Origin of the sequence: Intestinirhabdus alba (assembly GCF_009711095.1) — a bacterium.
Lineage (GTDB): Bacteria > Pseudomonadota > Gammaproteobacteria > Enterobacterales > Enterobacteriaceae > Intestinirhabdus > Intestinirhabdus alba.
This window is the reverse complement of sequence record NZ_WMJZ01000001.1, coordinates 132,505-148,171: the sequence shown is the minus strand read 5'-3', so window position 1 is coordinate 148,171 and position 15,667 is coordinate 132,505. Positions and strand designations below refer to the sequence as shown.

The following is a 15,667-nucleotide window of genomic DNA, read 5'->3' as shown; positions in this document are numbered from 1 at the left end:
GCTGCGGGAAAAATAAAAAATGGCCAGGAAATGCCATCACGGAATACGATAGCGTCCAGGATTACTCTTAAAATGGACCGGATAAGGACTACCGTCGTTGGCTATTTGCTGGCGCTTATCAGACACCTGAAAGGGTAATTAGCCGCGAAGTTCCGTGAATATTCTGATAAAACATAAAGAGTCCGGAAAAATACCGTGGAATTTTTTTATTTGGCATTCATAAAAGTAAACAGTGATCGTGCACACAAAAAATGGTCTGCTTTGTTTTAAAAAATCGGAAAAATGCGGGCTGACGCCGCAGTTCCTCTGCGGCAGATGGCTTTTATTTATTTAGCCAAAGTAATAATTAAGGTGAATTCCTGGTGAGAAAATTATAGATTACAGATTATTCCTCGTTTATTAGTAGTTAACAGATTTGCCTGACACCATTATTATCTTATTAATTTACGCCGCTAATTATTGTACCAGGACGTTTCGCACAACATATTTCTTATTGTGAATCTTTTAGCCCAATGTTATCGTAAATTCCTCCGTTTACCGCTTAAGAGAAGTATACCTTAAATAATTCGAGTTGCAGGACAAAGCGCAGCGCGTTTTGAACAGCCCCCGGGCTGGCCCCGAAGGGGTGAGGCCGCAGGGCCGAATAAAGCCAACGCACATGCAACTTGAAGTATGACGGGTATATATCCTAAATAATTCGAGGTGCAGGAAGGCGGCAAGCGAGCGAGTCCCCGGCAGCATAGCAAACTATGTGACCGGGGTGAGTGAGCGCAGCCAACGTATATGCAGCTTGAAGTATGACGGGTATAGATCGAAGGACAAGTGTAAAGCCTTATGCAATATAACCTTCTCTGGCTGATCTGGGGGCTTTGGATATACCTCATCATTCATTTCGGGGTGGGTGACCAATATTTCTATACAATCGTAAAAACGCGCTGGAAGCTCATTGCTGCAATTATATTGAGCGGCGGTCTGGTTTATGCCGTTCGTTACATGTCATCGTTAATCAGGATCAGATCTATGTTTAAACGTAAAGAGCAAAACCTCACATTTGCCGACAGAATACCCGAGAGGAACACCGATATTGCCGCTTCGTTGAAGCCGAGCCAGGTGACCAATTTGGGTGACGACGTCGAACTTAGCGTTAAGCCCGTCGTGCAGGCACAAAACGAACCTTCCGTCGCGGTCATCCCCGAAACCTGCATCATTAAGGGTGAGCTGAACTCTACCAGCGATATTCACGTAAACGGACGCATTGACGGTATTATTCGCTCTGAGAAAACGGTACATATACTGAAAAGCGGCCACGTTGAAGGGGATATTATCGCTTTCGCCATTGCGGTTGACGGTGTGCTCAACGGCAACTGCATCGGCGGCGAGGTAAGTATTAACGCGCAGGGTATGGTCAATGGCCAGGTGAAAAGCGACTCTCTGGCTATTCATAAAAATGGCCGCTTCTATGGTAATTCACTGCCGCGCGATGAAGAAGAACATCGTAAACATGGCTACAGCAGCTCCCGGGATATGCTAACCGGAACAAATTCTGGTTCAGGCGCTGAAATCGCCAGCCTGTATAAAGAGTAGCCGTCGCAGGCAATAAGCCGGGCGGTCTCCGGCTTATTGCTTTCTTGTCGGGCCGCCGTTCCACCGCGAACGGCCTGCGCCGACGGAGCGCCTGGCCACCAGCAGGTTAGCCCTTGTCCATGACGACGAGTCGATCCATTCGCCGCGAAAATAGCTGTCTTATCGCGTGTTAGCTCATTTGCCTGACGATAATTTCCATTAAATAACGCTTAATTGAATAAGTAATATCGCAATCGGGGCAGTAAAATAAGATTTAACCGACGGCGGGGCCAGGGATAACGCTGAGGGCAGTGGCGTACTTTTACCTGTACCGGAAGCAGAAAGATTCCGAATATATCCAATAGTCTCTAATGTAAGCCAAAAATACAGCTGCGAACCGCCAGGTCCGCAGCTGTCTTATTTAACGAGCAAGAAGTAAGAATTACACCACGCGGGCGTTATTTATCAGACTTACGTCCGCCGCCGTGGCTATTCTCACCACCTTTTTTACCTGCTTCTGATGCGCGCTGCGGATCGTTTTTAAAGTTTCCACCGCTGTGCTGACCGCCTTTACGGCCTGCTTCAGATGCTTTTTCACGGTCTTCTGCGAAGTTACCGGAACCGCCTCTATGTTCTGCCATAATGAAGCCTCATTGTGTTGTGTTTACCAATTAAGATATGAAATTCATATCGCGTATACTCGAATAGTAAATCTAGTCTCTGGATAATATTCGTCAAGGTGCGAGCAGATAATATATTTATTTACGGCCTCGCTTGTTTACATATTTACGCAACAAAAAAACGTGATTAACCATTCAATTAACTGAGCTTAGCAAAAATAAAAAATACATTGCCAGCATCTTTTGACAAAATGTAAATTATTATTTTTTATTGAGTAGATTATTAATCTCAGACCAACAAGCGGATTTATCGCAAAAACTCAGGCCAGGCAAAACGGGAAACGGCGCGAAAAAGGCGGCCAAAGCGCCCCCGGCGTGCAGCGCGCCTGATATAAATTTGGTGTATAAGTCCAGAAAAAGACACCACTTTTCTGCCTCGAACCAGAGCGCAGGTGTATATTATCGCCACAGCAATAGGTTCCTTATTTCCGACATTGCTGTATGCAAGCCACTTTTTGATCGCCTTCGATCGCGGGTGCCTACCTCCGGCACCCCTTCTTTTTTACTTAGCTGTCTCCGGCCCACCTTTTACCGTACCGTTACGCCCGGCAGCTCCCTGCGCTTGTTTTTACTGGCTCCAGCGGTAATTACTGGCTCCCGTAACGTCCGCCCGCCGATCTATTTTTACCGTTGAGGGTATCCCTACCCGGCCGCAGTATAACGAACGGCACGATGGTTATTCCGGCCAGCCGCGGAATTAAGAAAATCGCAAGCCAGAGCGACGCCTGCTCTTTAGTGGTCAGTATGCGGCGAACTTTTATTACTTCAGCGCGTTACGTGAGCCAAAGGGCGCTCCCGCTTAGAAAGCTATGCGTTATAGCAGCGCCCGTCCGCCGGATGGTCCGTATCGCGGTAGCGGGCGTCGGCGCACGGTAACGTCAGACAGCTCGCGGGGCGTGACGCTGAACTTCAGATTGCCCGGGGCAAAACCGGCCAGCCTGTCGCCGTTTTGATTCATTTGACTGCTCCCTGCCCTAAAGGTCGAAGATTCCCACTTCACTGAGCCGAACCTGAGCCGCGTGACGCGATTCAGGATTTACAGCTTTTCTGTGGGCTAACACTGCCTGCCCGGCAGCTTTGATATTACGGGTCGCGTTAACGATTATCCGGTTTGAATCCGGACAAATCTTTTAAACCTATATCAATGCCGGCCGTTTTAGCGGCGATCGGCAGTGATACAGGTACAAACTCACAAAGGCATGAGACAAAGTATCGTCCGGCTGCACCCCGGTTAATGAATGTGTAATTTTGAAGTATGGGAAACAGATCTTCCCCTCCCCTTAAGCCGGCGTTTTCAGCGATTCACGGCCCCCTTATGCGCTACGTCATCCGGCGTTATCTTCTCCATATCGACAACAAACTCCGCCACTGGCTGTTACTTTATTGCTAACGTGTTTATCCCATTACAATTCGATATATAAAAAACAATATAACAATCGCAGAGTAATGATATTATTTTATATTGGCAACGCTCCCTTTGAATATTAGTAATACAGCGTAAAGAAATAAAAACACGTTTTCTTTCACAAATGACCCACCGGGTAATTCTCTTCAGTTTTTATAAAAAAGTTTGCGTCCAGTCACTGTTTTAAAAAATTCAGATTACGAAATATAAAGCAATATATTACGCTACCCGAGCGTGAACCTTCCCGTGCCAGTCGCCGTAACGTTTTAACTTACGCTATTTATACCCTAAATAATTCGAGTTGCAGGACAAAACGCAGCGCGTTTTGAACAGCCCCCGGGCTGGCCCCGAAGGGGTGAGGCCCTCAGGCCGAATCACGCGGCAAGCGAGCGACAAATTCGTCAGGAACGAATTTTCCCGACCGCAGGTCGCCTTCGGTGAGGGACAAGGATGTTTCTCATTCATCCCCGGAAGCATGGCCTGGGCCGTCCGGAACCGATTTGAACGCCGCGCAGCGGTGGCCCGTCAGGGCGAGTCTCAAGGATGAGACGAGTAACCCGAAGCCAACACACATGCAGCCTGAAGTATGACGGGTATATTAAAAGAGTGGACCGGCAGGCATCAGTTATTCATCAATAACCCGGTTAAAACATAATGAAATGTAATAATTCCAAGAGAATTTATAGTATAAAAATATTATATCTTACCTGTTTCCTGTCTCTGTTATTAACAGATATGCTCTCTCCCTCCGCGTTAGCGCAAAGTGCGCGCGATGACCGCGTGGTTGTACTGACCAGCTACGCCGAAGAGGTCTCTACCCGTTTCCAGGCGGCTTTTGAACGCGCTCACCCGGGAAAACGGGTGGAAATTTTATGGCGACACGGCGAAGACGCCAGGTATCATTTTCTGCAAAACGGCGGCGAAGGCATTGACGTCTACTGGTCGCCTGCGCCGGGCAACTTCGAATTACTGCGCCGCAAACAGCTCCTGGCCCGGCTGCAGATTGACCACAAGGCGCTACCGCGGGACGTCGGCGGCGTCGCCATTTCCGATCCTGAAGACTATTACGCCGCATTCGAGCTGGCTGGATACGGCATCGCCTACAACCCTGACGCCGTAAAAGCGCTGGGGCTGCCTCTTCCCAAAGAGTGGACCGACCTGGCGGCAGTGGCTTATGCAGACAAGGTGCAAATGCCCATACCCGGTAGCGTCGGTTTTGCTCCGGTGCTGTATGAAGCCATCCTGCAGGGCTACGGGTGGGAAAAGGGCTGGGCGATTCTGGCAGAGACTGCCGGTAATGCCCGCTTTAACAGCGGTGCCTTTCCCGACGGCAAAGATCCCCTGTCAACCGGCGAAATTGCCGCACGAATGACAATGGACTTCTTCGTCTCGATCGCACCAGGAGCGGAAGGCAGTGAAAAAATCCGCTTCTCTTACCCCTCCCGCACAATTTATAACCCCGCGCAGGTGGCAATATTTGCCAACGCGCAGCATCCGCAGACCGCCCGCCAGTTTGTCGACTTTGTGCTCTCCGGGGAGGGACAAAAGCTGCTGCTCCACCCGGACATTCACCGGCTTCCGGTACGGCCTGCGCTGTATGACGAAACCTCCGGCCTTACGGTAAATCCTTTCCGCCAGGAGTATTCTGGCTATAACGCGAACGCTGGTCGGGAGCGGCAGGGCCTGATATCGGGTCTGTTCGAGATTGCGCTGCTTCGCTACCACGATCGCCAGGTTGCGCTATGGAAGGCGCTGCACGCCGCTGAAAGCGCGGGGCTGGGCGGAAAACCAGAAATTCAGCGGGCGCGCGCGCTGCTGCAGGCCCCTCCGATCGGCGATACTCAACAGAAAAACAGGCAATTACGTCAGACCTTTGCCTTTACCGATAAAGCAGAAAAATCAACGTCGACAGCGCGTACCAAGATTGAGACGCAGTGGATTGACGAATTAAACCAGAGAATGGCCGAAGCCCATCGGCTGCTGGAATCCAATACCCCCCCGGTGACACCATGAAAAAAATTGTCTGTTTACTGATCTGCATCGGCGGCGTAGGGCAAAGCTGGTCCGCAACGGCCCCTGCCAGAGCCGGCGGTGATTTTACCACTCTCCGCCAGGATCGCGCGGCCTATGAAGAGATTGTCTGGAGCAAGCTGGAAAAACATCAGCAAACCCTGGTGAGCGCCGGGCGCAGCTTCGTCCGCCAGACCTGGGTTGTCTCACCCTCTTTAAACCCTGCGGTAGCAGGGCTGGGGCCGACCTATAACCGCCCTTCCTGTATCTCCTGCCATCCCCATAACGGGCGGGGGCAACCGCCGGAGGTCTTTGGCGAACCGATGAGGAGTATGCTGGTCCGCCTTTTCGTACCCGGGCTGGATCGCCACGGCGGGCCGCGACACGAGCCTGTCTATGGCGACCAGCTCAATGAATTTGGCGTGCCCGGCGTCCCCGGCGAGGGCGAAGCGCGTATCCAGTGGATTAGCCTGTACAAAACGCTGCCGGACGGAGAAAAAATTGAACTTCGTCGGCCTGAAATTACTTTTCATAACCTTGCCTGTGGCCCACTGGACGACGCGGTGATGGCCTCACCCCGGGTTGCCAGCGCGATGTACGGCCTTGGCCTGCTGGAAGCGGTGCCCGAAAGCGACATTATGGCTATTGCCGACGAACAGAGGCGGGAGAACCGCGGCGTGACCGGTACGGCAAATCGCGTCTGGGACGTGACCAGCAGGCGCAGCGTTGTGGGGCGATTCGGCTGGAAAGCGAATCAACCAACGGTGCGCCAGCAGATTGCCGCCGCGCTGGCCGGGGATATGGGGATCACAACGCCGCTGTTTCCGGAGCCTAACTGCCCGCCGGCGCAGACCGCCTGCGTAATGCAGAAAAATGATACCCATCCTGAGCTAAGTCGCGAAACCCTCGACAGCATGGTTCTGTATCATTACGCGCTGGCCGTTCCCGCCCGGCGTAACCAGGATGCGCCAGAAGTACGGCACGGTGAAAAATTGTTCACAGAAACGGGCTGCGCCAGCTGTCACCGGTCGGAATTAAAAACCGGTAATTTTCCGGAATTTCCGGCCCTCAGCGGGCAGACGGTGCATCCTTACACCGACCTTCTGCTCCATGACATGGGCGAAGGGCTGGCTGACGGGCGGCCTGACGGTATTGCCAGCGGACGCCAGTGGCGCACGCCGCCTCTGTGGGGAATGGGGCTGCTGGAAAAAATTAACGAACATACTACCCTGCTGCACGATGGCCGGGCCCGCAACCCGCTTGAGGCCATTCTGTGGCACGATGGCGAAGCGCAGGATGCCCGGGAGCGCTTTGAAAATCTCAGCAAGGCGGACCGGCAGGCGATTATTCAGTTTTTGCAGTCGCTTTAGCCCACGCGGAAATAACGCCCGGACTGCCGGGCGTTATTTCCGGCCGCCGCCCGCAGAACGAAATACAGGTACAGCGCTTCCCGCGGTTTATTTTCTAAGGCCAGGCCGGGAACGCGGGAAGATCGCTGACATAGTGCGAAAACAGGGTGCCTGAATGTTTTATATATTCGCGCCATTGGTTAAGGCACACGGCCTCTGCAGGCTATATCCGGCACAAACGTCCTGATGGATTAATGACGCCAATATTTCACCCGCGTTTATTATATTCAAATCTCACCGGCCCGCTTCTGCGCAGCTGACTTTGCCATTCGGTAACCATGCCATACCTGAGCTTCAGATCTGTGGCCTCTTTTTATAACCGGGCGCGCAAAGCAAAATGACTCGATTTTTGCCAATGATGTCCCAAATATGTTCCGCAAAGAAAAATCAGAGGCAGGAGAAAAAGGTTAACCCGTGGATTTAAATGGTGCGCCCTGCAGGATTCGAACCTGCGACCCACGGCTTAGAAGGCCGTTGCTCTATCCAACTGAGCTAAGGGCGCACGGGAGAAGAGACGTGCGAAGGTAAAACAGGGCGAAATTATACGTTGACCGCTTTGCGAGTCAATGGCTTTTGGCTCAACTGCCTGAGTTATGAGCATTATGCCCGCCGTGCAGGCGGCGCGCGTATATGTATCGTTTCCAACGTACGCCGGGGCCGGACAGAAGCCACGCTCGCCGCTGGCCCCCTCTGCCCCGCTCCCCTCCACATCACGCCAGAGGTCGGGTTATCTCCCCTCACCCCGTATCGTTTCATGCCCCTTTCCCGCGCGCCTCCGCAGGCGAAGACTGACAACCCGCCTGACTTCTGACAAAATAGTTACCTCCCCTTCAACATTGTGTAACAGATGGAATCCTCTCTCTGATGGCAGCAAAAATTATTGATGGTAAAACGATTGCGCAGCAGGTGCGCGCTGAGGTTGCGCAAAAAGTTCAGGCACGCGCGGCGGCCGGGCTTCGGGCACCGGGGCTGGCGGTTGTGCTGGTAGGCAGCAACCCCGCCTCGCAGATTTATGTTGCGAGCAAACGCAAAGCCTGTGAAGAGGTAGGATTCGTCTCCCGCGCGTACGATCTGCCGGAAACCACCGGTGAAGCCGAACTGCTTCAGCTTATTGATACCCTCAACGCGGACAGTGCCATTGACGGTATCCTGGTGCAGCTGCCGCTGCCCGCGGGAATCGATAACGTTAAGATACTGGAGCGCATCGCGCCGGATAAAGACGTGGACGGTTTCCACCCTTATAACGTCGGCCGCCTGTGCCAGCGCGCGCCGTGCCTGCGCCCCTGCACGCCGCGCGGTATTGTGACCCTGCTGGAGCGTTATCACATTGACACCTACGGCCTTAACGCCGTGGTGATCGGCGCATCCAATATCGTTGGCCGCCCGATGAGCATGGAGCTGCTGCTGGCGGGCTGCACCACCACCGTCACCCATCGTTTTACTAAAGATTTACGTCGCCACGTGGAAAATGCCGACCTGCTGGTCGTCGCCGTTGGCAAACCGGGCTTTATTCCGGGGGAGTGGATCAAAGAAGGCGCTATTGTGATTGATGTCGGCATCAACCGTCTGGAGAATGGCAGGGTGGTTGGCGACGTGGACTTCACCGGGGCCGCCGCGCGGGCGTCGTATATTACGCCGGTGCCCGGCGGCGTCGGCCCGATGACGGTCGCCACGCTCATTGAAAACACGCTGCAGGCGTGCGTTGAATATCACGATCCGCAAGAGGCATAACATGGCAACATTTTCTTTAGGCCGGCACCCGCACGTAGAGCTGTGCGACTTACTCAAGCTGGAGGGCTGGAGCGAAAGCGGCGCGCAGGCGAAAACGGTCATCGCCGAGGGGTTAGTAAAAGTTGACGGCGCGGTGGAAACCCGCAAGCGCTGTAAGATTGTGGCCGGGCAGACCGTCAGCTTTGCAGGCCGGCAGATCGCGGTTACCGCCTGATCGCCATTCCGGCGCGCCCCGCGCGCCGGTTTTTCAGATTTTCAACCTCTTCGCGTTCCCCTCATAGCCTGATAGCATGGCGTTTTTTTCACCAGAGCGATCGCTATGCCAACTATCGTGACGCACGCCGCCGTCCCCCTCTGCCTGGGGCTGGGTGCCGGTCTGAAAGCTATTCCCCCTCGCCTGCTGTTTGCCGGGCTTGTTCTCGCCATGCTGCCGGACGCCGACGTGCTGGCCTTTAAGTTTGGCGTGGCCTACGGCAATGCGTTTGGCCACCGCGGGTTCACTCACTCGCTGCTGTTCGCCTTTGCGGTGCCGCTGCTCTGCGTGGCCGTCGGCCGACGATGGTTCCGGGCGGGGCGGGTTCGCTGCTGGCTGTTTCTGACGGTTTCGCTGCTGTCGCACAGCCTGCTGGACTCGGTGACCACCGGCGGAAAAGGCGTGGGATGGCTCTGGCCCTGGTCGGACGAGCGCTTCTTCGCGCCGTGGCAGGTGATTAAGGTCGCACCGTTCGCCCTGTCGCGCTATGCCACGCCCTACGGGCACCAGGTGATTATATCAGAGCTAATATGGGTATGGCTGCCGGGAGCGGCGCTGATGGTGGTGCTGTGGTGGTACAGAAAGCATTAGGCTGTGTCCCTTAACCGTTCGTGAGCGTCGCCGGCGGTCATTCAGGTCCGGGGCAAGGCGCGAGCCGTAATATTTGGTTATTCCAGATGCACGGCGAGTAACGCGGCAGCGGATCTGAATGGCCCCAGCCCTGCCGGACGGCGGCCGCGGTCGCCGCCCGGCGCAAAGGCGCTTATTTACGTCGCCAGGTGGTTCCCTGCGGGCCATCTTCCAGCACAATGCCCATTTCATTCAGCCGATCGCGGGCCACGTCCGCCGCCGCCCAGTCTTTGGCCTTACGGGCCTCCAGCCGCGCGTGGATTAACGCTTCAATTTCCGCCGTCTCATCACCATCGGCCTGCGCCCCGCTCTGCAGGAACGCATCCGGCTCCTGCTCCAGCAGGCCCAGCACCCCGGCAATTTTCCGCAGATGCGCCGCCATGGCGTCTGCCGCGGCCCCGTCTTCGCTTTTCAGGCGGTTGACCTCGCGCGCCATGTCAAACAGCACGGAGTAGGCTTCCGGCGTGTTGAAGTCGTCGTCCATGGCCTCAATAAAGCGCGCTTCGAAGGCCTCGCCGCCTGCCGGAGCTGCCGCCCTGTCGGTGCCGCGCAGAGCGGTGTAAAGGCGCTCCAGCGCCGCGCGCGCCTGCTTCAGGTTCTCTTCGCTGTAGTTGAGCTGGCTGCGATAGTGGCCGGACATCAGGAAGTAGCGGATGGTTTCCGCGTCGTAGAACTTCAGCACGTCGCGCACGGTAAAAAAGTTGCCCAGCGATTTGGACATCTTTTCGCGATCCACCATCACCATGCCGGAGTGCATCCAGTAGTTAACATACTTGCCGTCGTGGGCGCAGGTGGACTGGGCGATTTCGTTTTCATGATGCGGGAACATCAGATCCGAACCGCCGCCGTGGATATCGAAGTGGTGGCCCAGCTGCTTGCCGTTCATGGCCGAACACTCAATATGCCAGCCCGGACGCCCGGCCCCCCAGGGCGACGGCCAGCTCGGTTCGCCCTCTTTCGACATTTTCCACAGCACGAAGTCCATCGGGTTACGCTTCACCTCGACCACGTCGACGCGGGCACCGGCCTGCAGCTGCTCCAGATCCTGACGCGACAGCTGGCCATAGTGCGGGTCGGTGGGGACATCGAACATTACGTCGCCGTTGTCCGCGATATAGGCATGGCCTTTGGCGATCAGCCGGGCGGTAATGTCAATGATTTCGTCGATGTGGTGGGTTGCGCGCGGCTCGACGTCCGGACGCAGGATATTCAGCGCGTCAAAATCGCTATGCATCTCGGCGATCATGCGATCGACGAGGGCAACGAAACTTTCGCCGTTTTCCCTGGCGCGCTTAATAATTTTATCGTCAATATCGGTAATGTTGCGCACATATTTCAGCTTATAGCCGAGGAAGCGCAGGTAGCGCGTTACCACGTCAAAGGCCACGAAGGTACGCCCATGGCCGATATGACAGAGATCGTAAACGGTGATACCACACACGTACATGCCGACTTCCCCGGCATGAATGGGTTTGAATTCCTCTTTTTGGCGCGTCAGTGTATTAAAGATTTTTAACATCAGAAGATTCCGTGTGGGCGTGTGAGAATATTGAAGAGCGTATAATACCCATAATCAGCCCAGGAAGCAGCACACTTTCCAGGGTGATCGCCTGCGGCGGTTATGCTATAACACACCCTTATTGTGACCCAGCGTTGGGTCGAAGCACCACACTATCGGAACAGGATGCAAAAATGGTTACTTTCCACACTAATCACGGCGATATCGTAATCAAAACCTTTGATGACAAAGCGCCGGAAACAGTCAAAAACTTCCTGGACTACTGCCGCGAAGGTTTCTATAACAACACCATTTTCCACCGTGTGATTAACGGCTTTATGATTCAGGGCGGCGGCTTCGAGCCGGGCATGAAGCAGAAAGCCACCAAAGAAGCAATCAAAAACGAAGCCAACAACGGTCTGAAAAACACCCGCGGCACCCTGGCGATGGCCCGCACGCAGGCTCCCCACTCCGCCACCGCGCAGTTTTTTATTAACGTCGTCGACAACGACTTCCTGAACTTCTCCGGCGAAAGCCTGCAGGGCTGGGGCTACTGCGTCTTTGCTGAAGTGGTTGAAGGCATGGACGTCGTCGACAAAATCAAAGCCGTGGCCACCGGCCGCAGCGGCATGCACCAGGACGTCCCCAAAGAAGACGTGATTGTTGAAAACGTTACCGTCAGCGAGTAATCGTGACCACGCTGTTTATCGCAGATCTGCATCTGCAAACGGAAGAACCGGCGATTACCGCCGGTTTTCTGCGTTTTTTAGCGGGTGAAGCGCGTCGGGCCGACGCGCTGTATATCCTGGGCGATCTGTTTGAAGCCTGGATCGGCGATGACGATCCCAATCCGCTGCACCGCGAAATGGCTGCCGCCATTAAAGCGGTGGTTGATTCCGGCGTCCCCTGCTTCTTTCTCCACGGCAACCGCGATTTCCTGCTCGGCAAACGCTTTGCCCGTGAAAGCGGCATGACGCTGCTCCCCCAGGAGAAAGTGCTCGAACTGGACGGCCGCCGGGTGCTCATCATGCACGGCGACACCCTCTGCACCGACGACGCGGGCTATCAGGCGTTTCGCGCCAGAGTGCACCAGCCCTGGCTACAGAGGCTCTTTCTCGCCCTGCCGCTGGTTATTCGCCGCCGCATCGCCGCCAGAATGCGCGCCGGCAGTAAAGCGGCCAACGGCAGCAAATCGCTGGCGATGATGGACGTGAATCCGCAGACCGTAACGGCTGAGATGGAGCGTCACCGGGTGCAGTGGCTGATCCACGGCCATACCCATCGTCCCGCCGTCCATGAGCTGACGGCAAACGGACAGCCGGCCCGGCGGGTGGTGCTGGGAGCCTGGCATAGCGAAGGCTCCGTGGTCAGGGTGACGCCTGACGGCGTTGAGCTGGTGCATTTCCCGTTTTAACCCCGTTTTTTCACCCACCCGCCTCCCATAGCGCAAACGGCAGTCCCGACGCGCCCGCGCTTTGTTAGCCGCCCCCTGCAGCGCCCGGCTAACGGCCGCCGAAAGCAGCGCCTCCTGCCGCGCAACCGTTTTCCTTGCCGTTTTTCCGTGCTATTCTCTGTGCCCTCAAAAGCCGAGAGTTGTGCACCACAGGAGTTTTCAGACGCATGTCTTCCCGCAATAATCCGGCGCGTGTCGCCATCGTGATGGGGTCCAAAAGCGACTGGGCTACCATGCAGTTTGCCGCCGAAATTTTCGGGATGCTGAACGTCCCGCATCATGTTGAAGTGGTTTCCGCCCACCGAACCCCCGATAGGCTGTTCAGCTTTGCCGAAGGCGCTGCAGAAAACGGCTATCAGGTCATTATCGCCGGCGCGGGCGGCGCGGCGCATCTGCCGGGAATGATTGCAGCCAAAACGCTGGTGCCCGTGCTGGGCGTTCCGGTGCAGAGCGCGGCGCTCGCCGGCGTAGACAGCCTGTACTCCATCGTGCAGATGCCGCGCGGTATTCCGGTCGGCACGCTGGCAATTGGCAAAGCGGGCGCGGCCAACGCGGCGCTGCTGGCGGCGCAAATTCTGGCGATCCATGACGACGCGCTGCGCCAGCGCCTGGCCGACTGGCGTCGGGCGCAGACGGACGAGGTGTTGAACCACCCGGACCCGCGAGGTGCGGCATGAGACAGGTCTGCGTACTCGGTAACGGCCAGCTGGGCCGGATGCTGCGCCAGGCCGGCGAGCCGCTGGGCATCGCCGTCTGGCCGGTGGGCCTCGACGCCGATCCCGTCGCCGTGCCCTTTCAGCAAAGCGTGATCACCGCCGAGATTGAGCGCTGGCCAGAAACCGCGCTAACCCACGAACTGGCGCGCCATCCGTCGTTCGTCAACCGCGACGTTTTTCCGATTATCGCCGACCGCCTGACCCAAAAGCAGCTGTTCGACCGGCTTGGCCTGGCCACCGCGCCGTGGCAACTGCTGGCGGAGAAAAGCGAATGGCCGGGCGTTTTTGAGCGTCTGGGCGAGCTGGCGATCGTCAAGCGTCGGGTAGGCGGCTATGACGGTCGCGGCCAGTGGCGTCTGCGCGCCGACGACGTCGACCAGCTTCCCGAAGCGTGCTACGGCGAGTGCATCGTTGAGCAGGGAATTCACTTCTCCGGCGAAGTCTCGCTGGTCGGCGCTCGTACTCATGACGGCGATACGGTGTTCTATCCCCTGACCCGCAATCTGCATCAGGATGGCATTCTGCGCGCCAGCGTCGCCTTTCCGCAGGCCAGCGCGACGCTGCAGGCCCAGGCGGAAGCCATGCTCTCGACGATTATGCAGGCGTTGAACTACGTTGGCGTGATGGCGATGGAGTGCTTCATCACGCCCCAGGGGCTGCTGATCAACGAGCTGGCCCCGCGGGTGCACAACAGCGGCCACTGGACTCAGAACGGTGCCAGCATCAGCCAGTTTGAGCTGCATCTGCGGGCGATTACCGGCCTGCCGCTGCCCGCGCCGGTGGTGTACGGCCCATCGGTGATGGTCAACCTGATCGGCAGCGCGCTGAACTACGCCTGGCTGAAGCTGCCGCTGGTGCATCTGCACTGGTACGACAAAGCGGTGCGTCCTGGCCGCAAGGTGGGACATCTGAACCTGACCGACCCCGACCCCGACCGCCTCAACGCCACGCTGGAGGCACTCTCCCCGCTATTGCCGCCGGAGTACGCCAGCGGCATCCTCTGGGCGCAAAGCCAGTTTAAATAAAAGAGAAAACGCCGGAGAAAGGATCTTATCCCTTCCCCGGCCCCGCCTTCAGCGCGTAAAATCCCGCCCATTGCCGTTTCTTTTTTTCAGGATTTCACATGAACGATGGTACGGACTATCGCGCCATTCTTACCGCCGGTATTCCATTAATTGACGTGCGCGCCCCGGTTGAATTTCAGCAGGGCGCGATGCCGGGCGCAATCAACCTGCCCCTGATGAACGACGACGAGCGCGCCGCCGTCGGCACCTGCTATAAGCGTCAGGGTTCCGACGCCGCGCTGGCGCTGGGTCACCGGCTGGTCAGCGGTGAGATCCGCCAGCGGCGGCTCGACGCCTGGCTACGCGCCTGCCAGGCGCATCCGCAGGGCTATTTGTGCTGCGCGCGCGGCGGTCTGCGCTCGCATATCGTTCAGCGGTGGCTGGCGGAGGCGGGCACGCCCTTTCCGCTGGTCAGTGGCGGCTATAAGGCGCTGCGTCAGGCGGCGATTCAGGCCACCGAAGCGCTGGTGCAAAAACCCATCGTGCTCATCGGCGGCTGCACCGGCAGCGGGAAAACCCAGCTGGTGCGCAGGCAGCCGAACGGCGTGGATCTGGAAGGGCTGGCGCGCCATCGCGGCTCCTCCTTTGGCCGCACGGTGGAGCCTCAGCTGAGCCAGGCCAGCTTTGAGAACCAGCTCGCCGCGGAGCTGCTCAAAACCGACGCGCGACAGGATCTGCGCCTGTGGGTGCTGGAGGACGAAAGCCGGGCGATCGGCGCCAACCACCTGCCCGAGTGCCTGCGCGAACGGATGGCGCAGGCCCCGGTCGCCGTCGTGGAAGATCCGTTTGCTCTGCGCCTTGAGCGGCTGAACGACGAATATTTTGTGCGTATGCACCGCGATTTTACCCAAGCCTACGGCGAGGAGCAGGGCTGGCAGGCGTACAGCGAATATCTGCATCATGGGCTGTTCGCCATTCGCCGTCGTCTGGGGCTACAGCGCTATGCGGAGCTGAGGGCGCTGCTGGAGGTCGCGCTACGGACGCAGCGGGCCAGCGGCACCACCGGGGGGCATCTCGCCTGGCTGACGCCGCTGCTGAACGAATATTACGATCCGATGTATCGCTATCAGCTGGAAAAGAAGGCGGCGAAAATCGTCTTTCGCGGTGACTGGCAGGCGGTCGCCGACTGGCTGAAGGCCCGGCGGTAAAGGCCCCGGAAACAGGCGTGGGGAAAACGGTGGGCGGAAGGAAAAAATACACCGCCGCCGGAACCAGGAGGTATCCGGCGGCGGTTTAGCGGCGCGCATCCACAAGG

Annotated in this window: 14 protein-coding genes, 1 tRNA gene and 1 pseudogene; 11 read left to right on the top strand and 5 right to left on the bottom strand. The window is 56.8% G+C overall.

Annotated features, from left to right (window positions below; genetic code table 11):
- Positions 1–834: 834 nt before the first annotated feature.
- Entirely contained in the window at positions 835–1,584 is a 750-nt protein-coding gene (locus tag GJV78_RS00695) for a bactofilin family protein (protein WP_155106509.1), read from the top strand.
- Positions 1,585–2,021: 437 nt separating this feature from the next.
- Here the strand turns inward: GJV78_RS00695 and GJV78_RS00690 are convergent, their stop codons facing one another.
- The 3 genes and pseudogenes from GJV78_RS00690 to GJV78_RS23985 all read right to left on the bottom strand — a co-directional run.
- On the bottom strand, positions 2,022–2,204 hold the full coding sequence (locus tag GJV78_RS00690; protein WP_155106508.1) for a con-10 family general stress protein: 183 nt from the start codon (positions 2,202–2,204) through the stop codon (positions 2,022–2,024).
- 853 nt (positions 2,205–3,057) lie between these two features.
- On the bottom strand, positions 3,058–3,201 hold the full coding sequence (locus GJV78_RS00685) for a hypothetical protein (protein ID WP_155106507.1): 144 nt from the start codon (positions 3,199–3,201) through the stop codon (positions 3,058–3,060).
- A gap of 143 nt (positions 3,202–3,344) precedes the next feature.
- Positions 3,345–3,479, bottom strand: a pseudogene (locus GJV78_RS23985) (RNA-guided endonuclease TnpB family protein); the annotation flags it as partial.
- Positions 3,480–4,428: 949 nt separating this feature from the next.
- Here GJV78_RS23985 and GJV78_RS00680 point away from each other — a divergent pair.
- A complete protein-coding gene (locus GJV78_RS00680; protein WP_209439217.1) occupies positions 4,429–5,661 on the top strand; it encodes an ABC transporter substrate-binding protein in 1,233 nt (410 codons plus the stop codon).
- A complete protein-coding gene (locus GJV78_RS00675) occupies positions 5,658–7,028 on the top strand; it encodes a di-heme oxidoreductase family protein (protein ID WP_155106505.1) in 1,371 nt (456 codons plus the stop codon). Before GJV78_RS00680 ends, GJV78_RS00675 begins: the two co-directional genes overlap by 4 nt.
- 464 nt (positions 7,029–7,492) lie before the next feature.
- On the opposite strand, the gene GJV78_RS00670 is transcribed toward GJV78_RS00675, so the two are convergent.
- Positions 7,493–7,569, bottom strand: a tRNA-Arg gene (locus GJV78_RS00670).
- Positions 7,570–7,931: 362 nt separating this feature from the next.
- On the opposite strand from GJV78_RS00670, the gene folD reads away from it, so the two are divergent.
- The 3 genes from folD to GJV78_RS00655 all read left to right on the top strand — a co-directional run bounded on the left by folD (position 7,932) and on the right by GJV78_RS00655 (position 9,642).
- Positions 7,932–8,798 (top strand): bifunctional methylenetetrahydrofolate dehydrogenase/methenyltetrahydrofolate cyclohydrolase FolD, encoded by an 867-nt coding sequence (gene folD, locus GJV78_RS00665; protein WP_155106504.1) that lies wholly within the window; start codon positions 7,932–7,934, stop codon positions 8,796–8,798.
- A 1-nt stretch (position 8,799) separates the two neighbouring features.
- Positions 8,800–9,012, top strand: coding sequence for a ribosome-associated protein YbcJ (gene ybcJ / locus GJV78_RS00660; protein ID WP_155106503.1), 213 nt, complete (start codon positions 8,800–8,802; stop codon positions 9,010–9,012).
- A 105-nt stretch (positions 9,013–9,117) separates the two neighbouring features.
- Positions 9,118–9,642 (top strand): metal-dependent hydrolase, encoded by a 525-nt coding sequence (locus tag GJV78_RS00655; protein ID WP_155106502.1) that lies wholly within the window; start codon positions 9,118–9,120, stop codon positions 9,640–9,642.
- Positions 9,643–9,814: 172 nt separating this feature from the next.
- On the opposite strand, the gene cysS is transcribed toward GJV78_RS00655, so the two are convergent.
- The gene (gene cysS / locus GJV78_RS00650) at positions 9,815–11,200 is read right to left on the bottom strand and encodes a cysteine--tRNA ligase (RefSeq protein ID WP_155106501.1); all 1,386 of its coding nucleotides are present in this window, start codon (positions 11,198–11,200) and stop codon (positions 9,815–9,817) included.
- A 173-nt stretch (positions 11,201–11,373) separates the two neighbouring features.
- Here cysS and ppiB point away from each other — a divergent pair, with 173 nt between their 5' ends.
- From ppiB to mnmH, 5 genes are all read left to right on the top strand, one after another.
- Positions 11,374–11,868 (top strand): peptidylprolyl isomerase B, encoded by a 495-nt coding sequence (gene ppiB / locus GJV78_RS00645; RefSeq protein WP_155106500.1) that lies wholly within the window; start codon positions 11,374–11,376, stop codon positions 11,866–11,868.
- A gap of 2 nt (positions 11,869–11,870) precedes the next feature.
- The gene (gene lpxH / locus GJV78_RS00640) at positions 11,871–12,593 is read left to right on the top strand and encodes a UDP-2,3-diacylglucosamine diphosphatase (RefSeq protein WP_167519294.1); all 723 of its coding nucleotides are present in this window, start codon (positions 11,871–11,873) and stop codon (positions 12,591–12,593) included.
- A gap of 206 nt (positions 12,594–12,799) precedes the next feature.
- A complete protein-coding gene (purE, locus tag GJV78_RS00635) occupies positions 12,800–13,309 on the top strand; it encodes a 5-(carboxyamino)imidazole ribonucleotide mutase (RefSeq protein WP_155106499.1) in 510 nt (169 codons plus the stop codon).
- Positions 13,306–14,373, top strand: coding sequence for a 5-(carboxyamino)imidazole ribonucleotide synthase (gene purK / locus GJV78_RS00630; protein WP_155106498.1), 1,068 nt, complete (start codon positions 13,306–13,308; stop codon positions 14,371–14,373). Before purE ends, purK begins: the two co-directional genes overlap by 4 nt.
- Before the next feature lie 98 nt (positions 14,374–14,471).
- Positions 14,472–15,560: a tRNA 2-selenouridine(34) synthase MnmH gene (gene mnmH, locus GJV78_RS00625; RefSeq protein WP_155106497.1), complete on the top strand. Its 1,089-nt coding sequence runs from the start codon at positions 14,472–14,474 to the stop codon at positions 15,558–15,560.
- Positions 15,561–15,667 lie beyond the last annotated feature (107 nt).

Excerpts from the sequence above, each read along its gene's own strand:
- GJV78_RS00695 (WP_155106509.1), top strand. The coding sequence starts at position 835 with ATGCAATATAACCTTCTCTGGCTGATCTGGGGGCTTTGGATATACCTC.
- GJV78_RS00690 (WP_155106508.1), bottom strand. The coding sequence starts at position 2,204 with ATGGCAGAACATAGAGGCGGTTCCGGTAACTTCGCAGAAGACCGTGAA.
- GJV78_RS00685 (WP_155106507.1), bottom strand. The coding sequence starts at position 3,201 with ATGAATCAAAACGGCGACAGGCTGGCCGGTTTTGCCCCGGGCAATCTG.
- GJV78_RS00675 (WP_155106505.1), top strand. The coding sequence starts at position 5,658 with ATGAAAAAAATTGTCTGTTTACTGATCTGCATCGGCGGCGTAGGGCAA.
- folD (WP_155106504.1), top strand. The coding sequence starts at position 7,932 with ATGGCAGCAAAAATTATTGATGGTAAAACGATTGCGCAGCAGGTGCGC.
- ybcJ (WP_155106503.1), top strand. The coding sequence starts at position 8,800 with ATGGCAACATTTTCTTTAGGCCGGCACCCGCACGTAGAGCTGTGCGAC.
- GJV78_RS00655 (WP_155106502.1), top strand. The coding sequence starts at position 9,118 with ATGCCAACTATCGTGACGCACGCCGCCGTCCCCCTCTGCCTGGGGCTG.
- cysS (WP_155106501.1), bottom strand. The coding sequence starts at position 11,200 with ATGTTAAAAATCTTTAATACACTGACGCGCCAAAAAGAGGAATTCAAA.
- ppiB (WP_155106500.1), top strand. The coding sequence starts at position 11,374 with ATGGTTACTTTCCACACTAATCACGGCGATATCGTAATCAAAACCTTT.
- purE (WP_155106499.1), top strand. The coding sequence starts at position 12,800 with ATGTCTTCCCGCAATAATCCGGCGCGTGTCGCCATCGTGATGGGGTCC.
- purK (WP_155106498.1), top strand. The coding sequence starts at position 13,306 with ATGAGACAGGTCTGCGTACTCGGTAACGGCCAGCTGGGCCGGATGCTG.
- mnmH (WP_155106497.1), top strand. The coding sequence starts at position 14,472 with ATGAACGATGGTACGGACTATCGCGCCATTCTTACCGCCGGTATTCCA.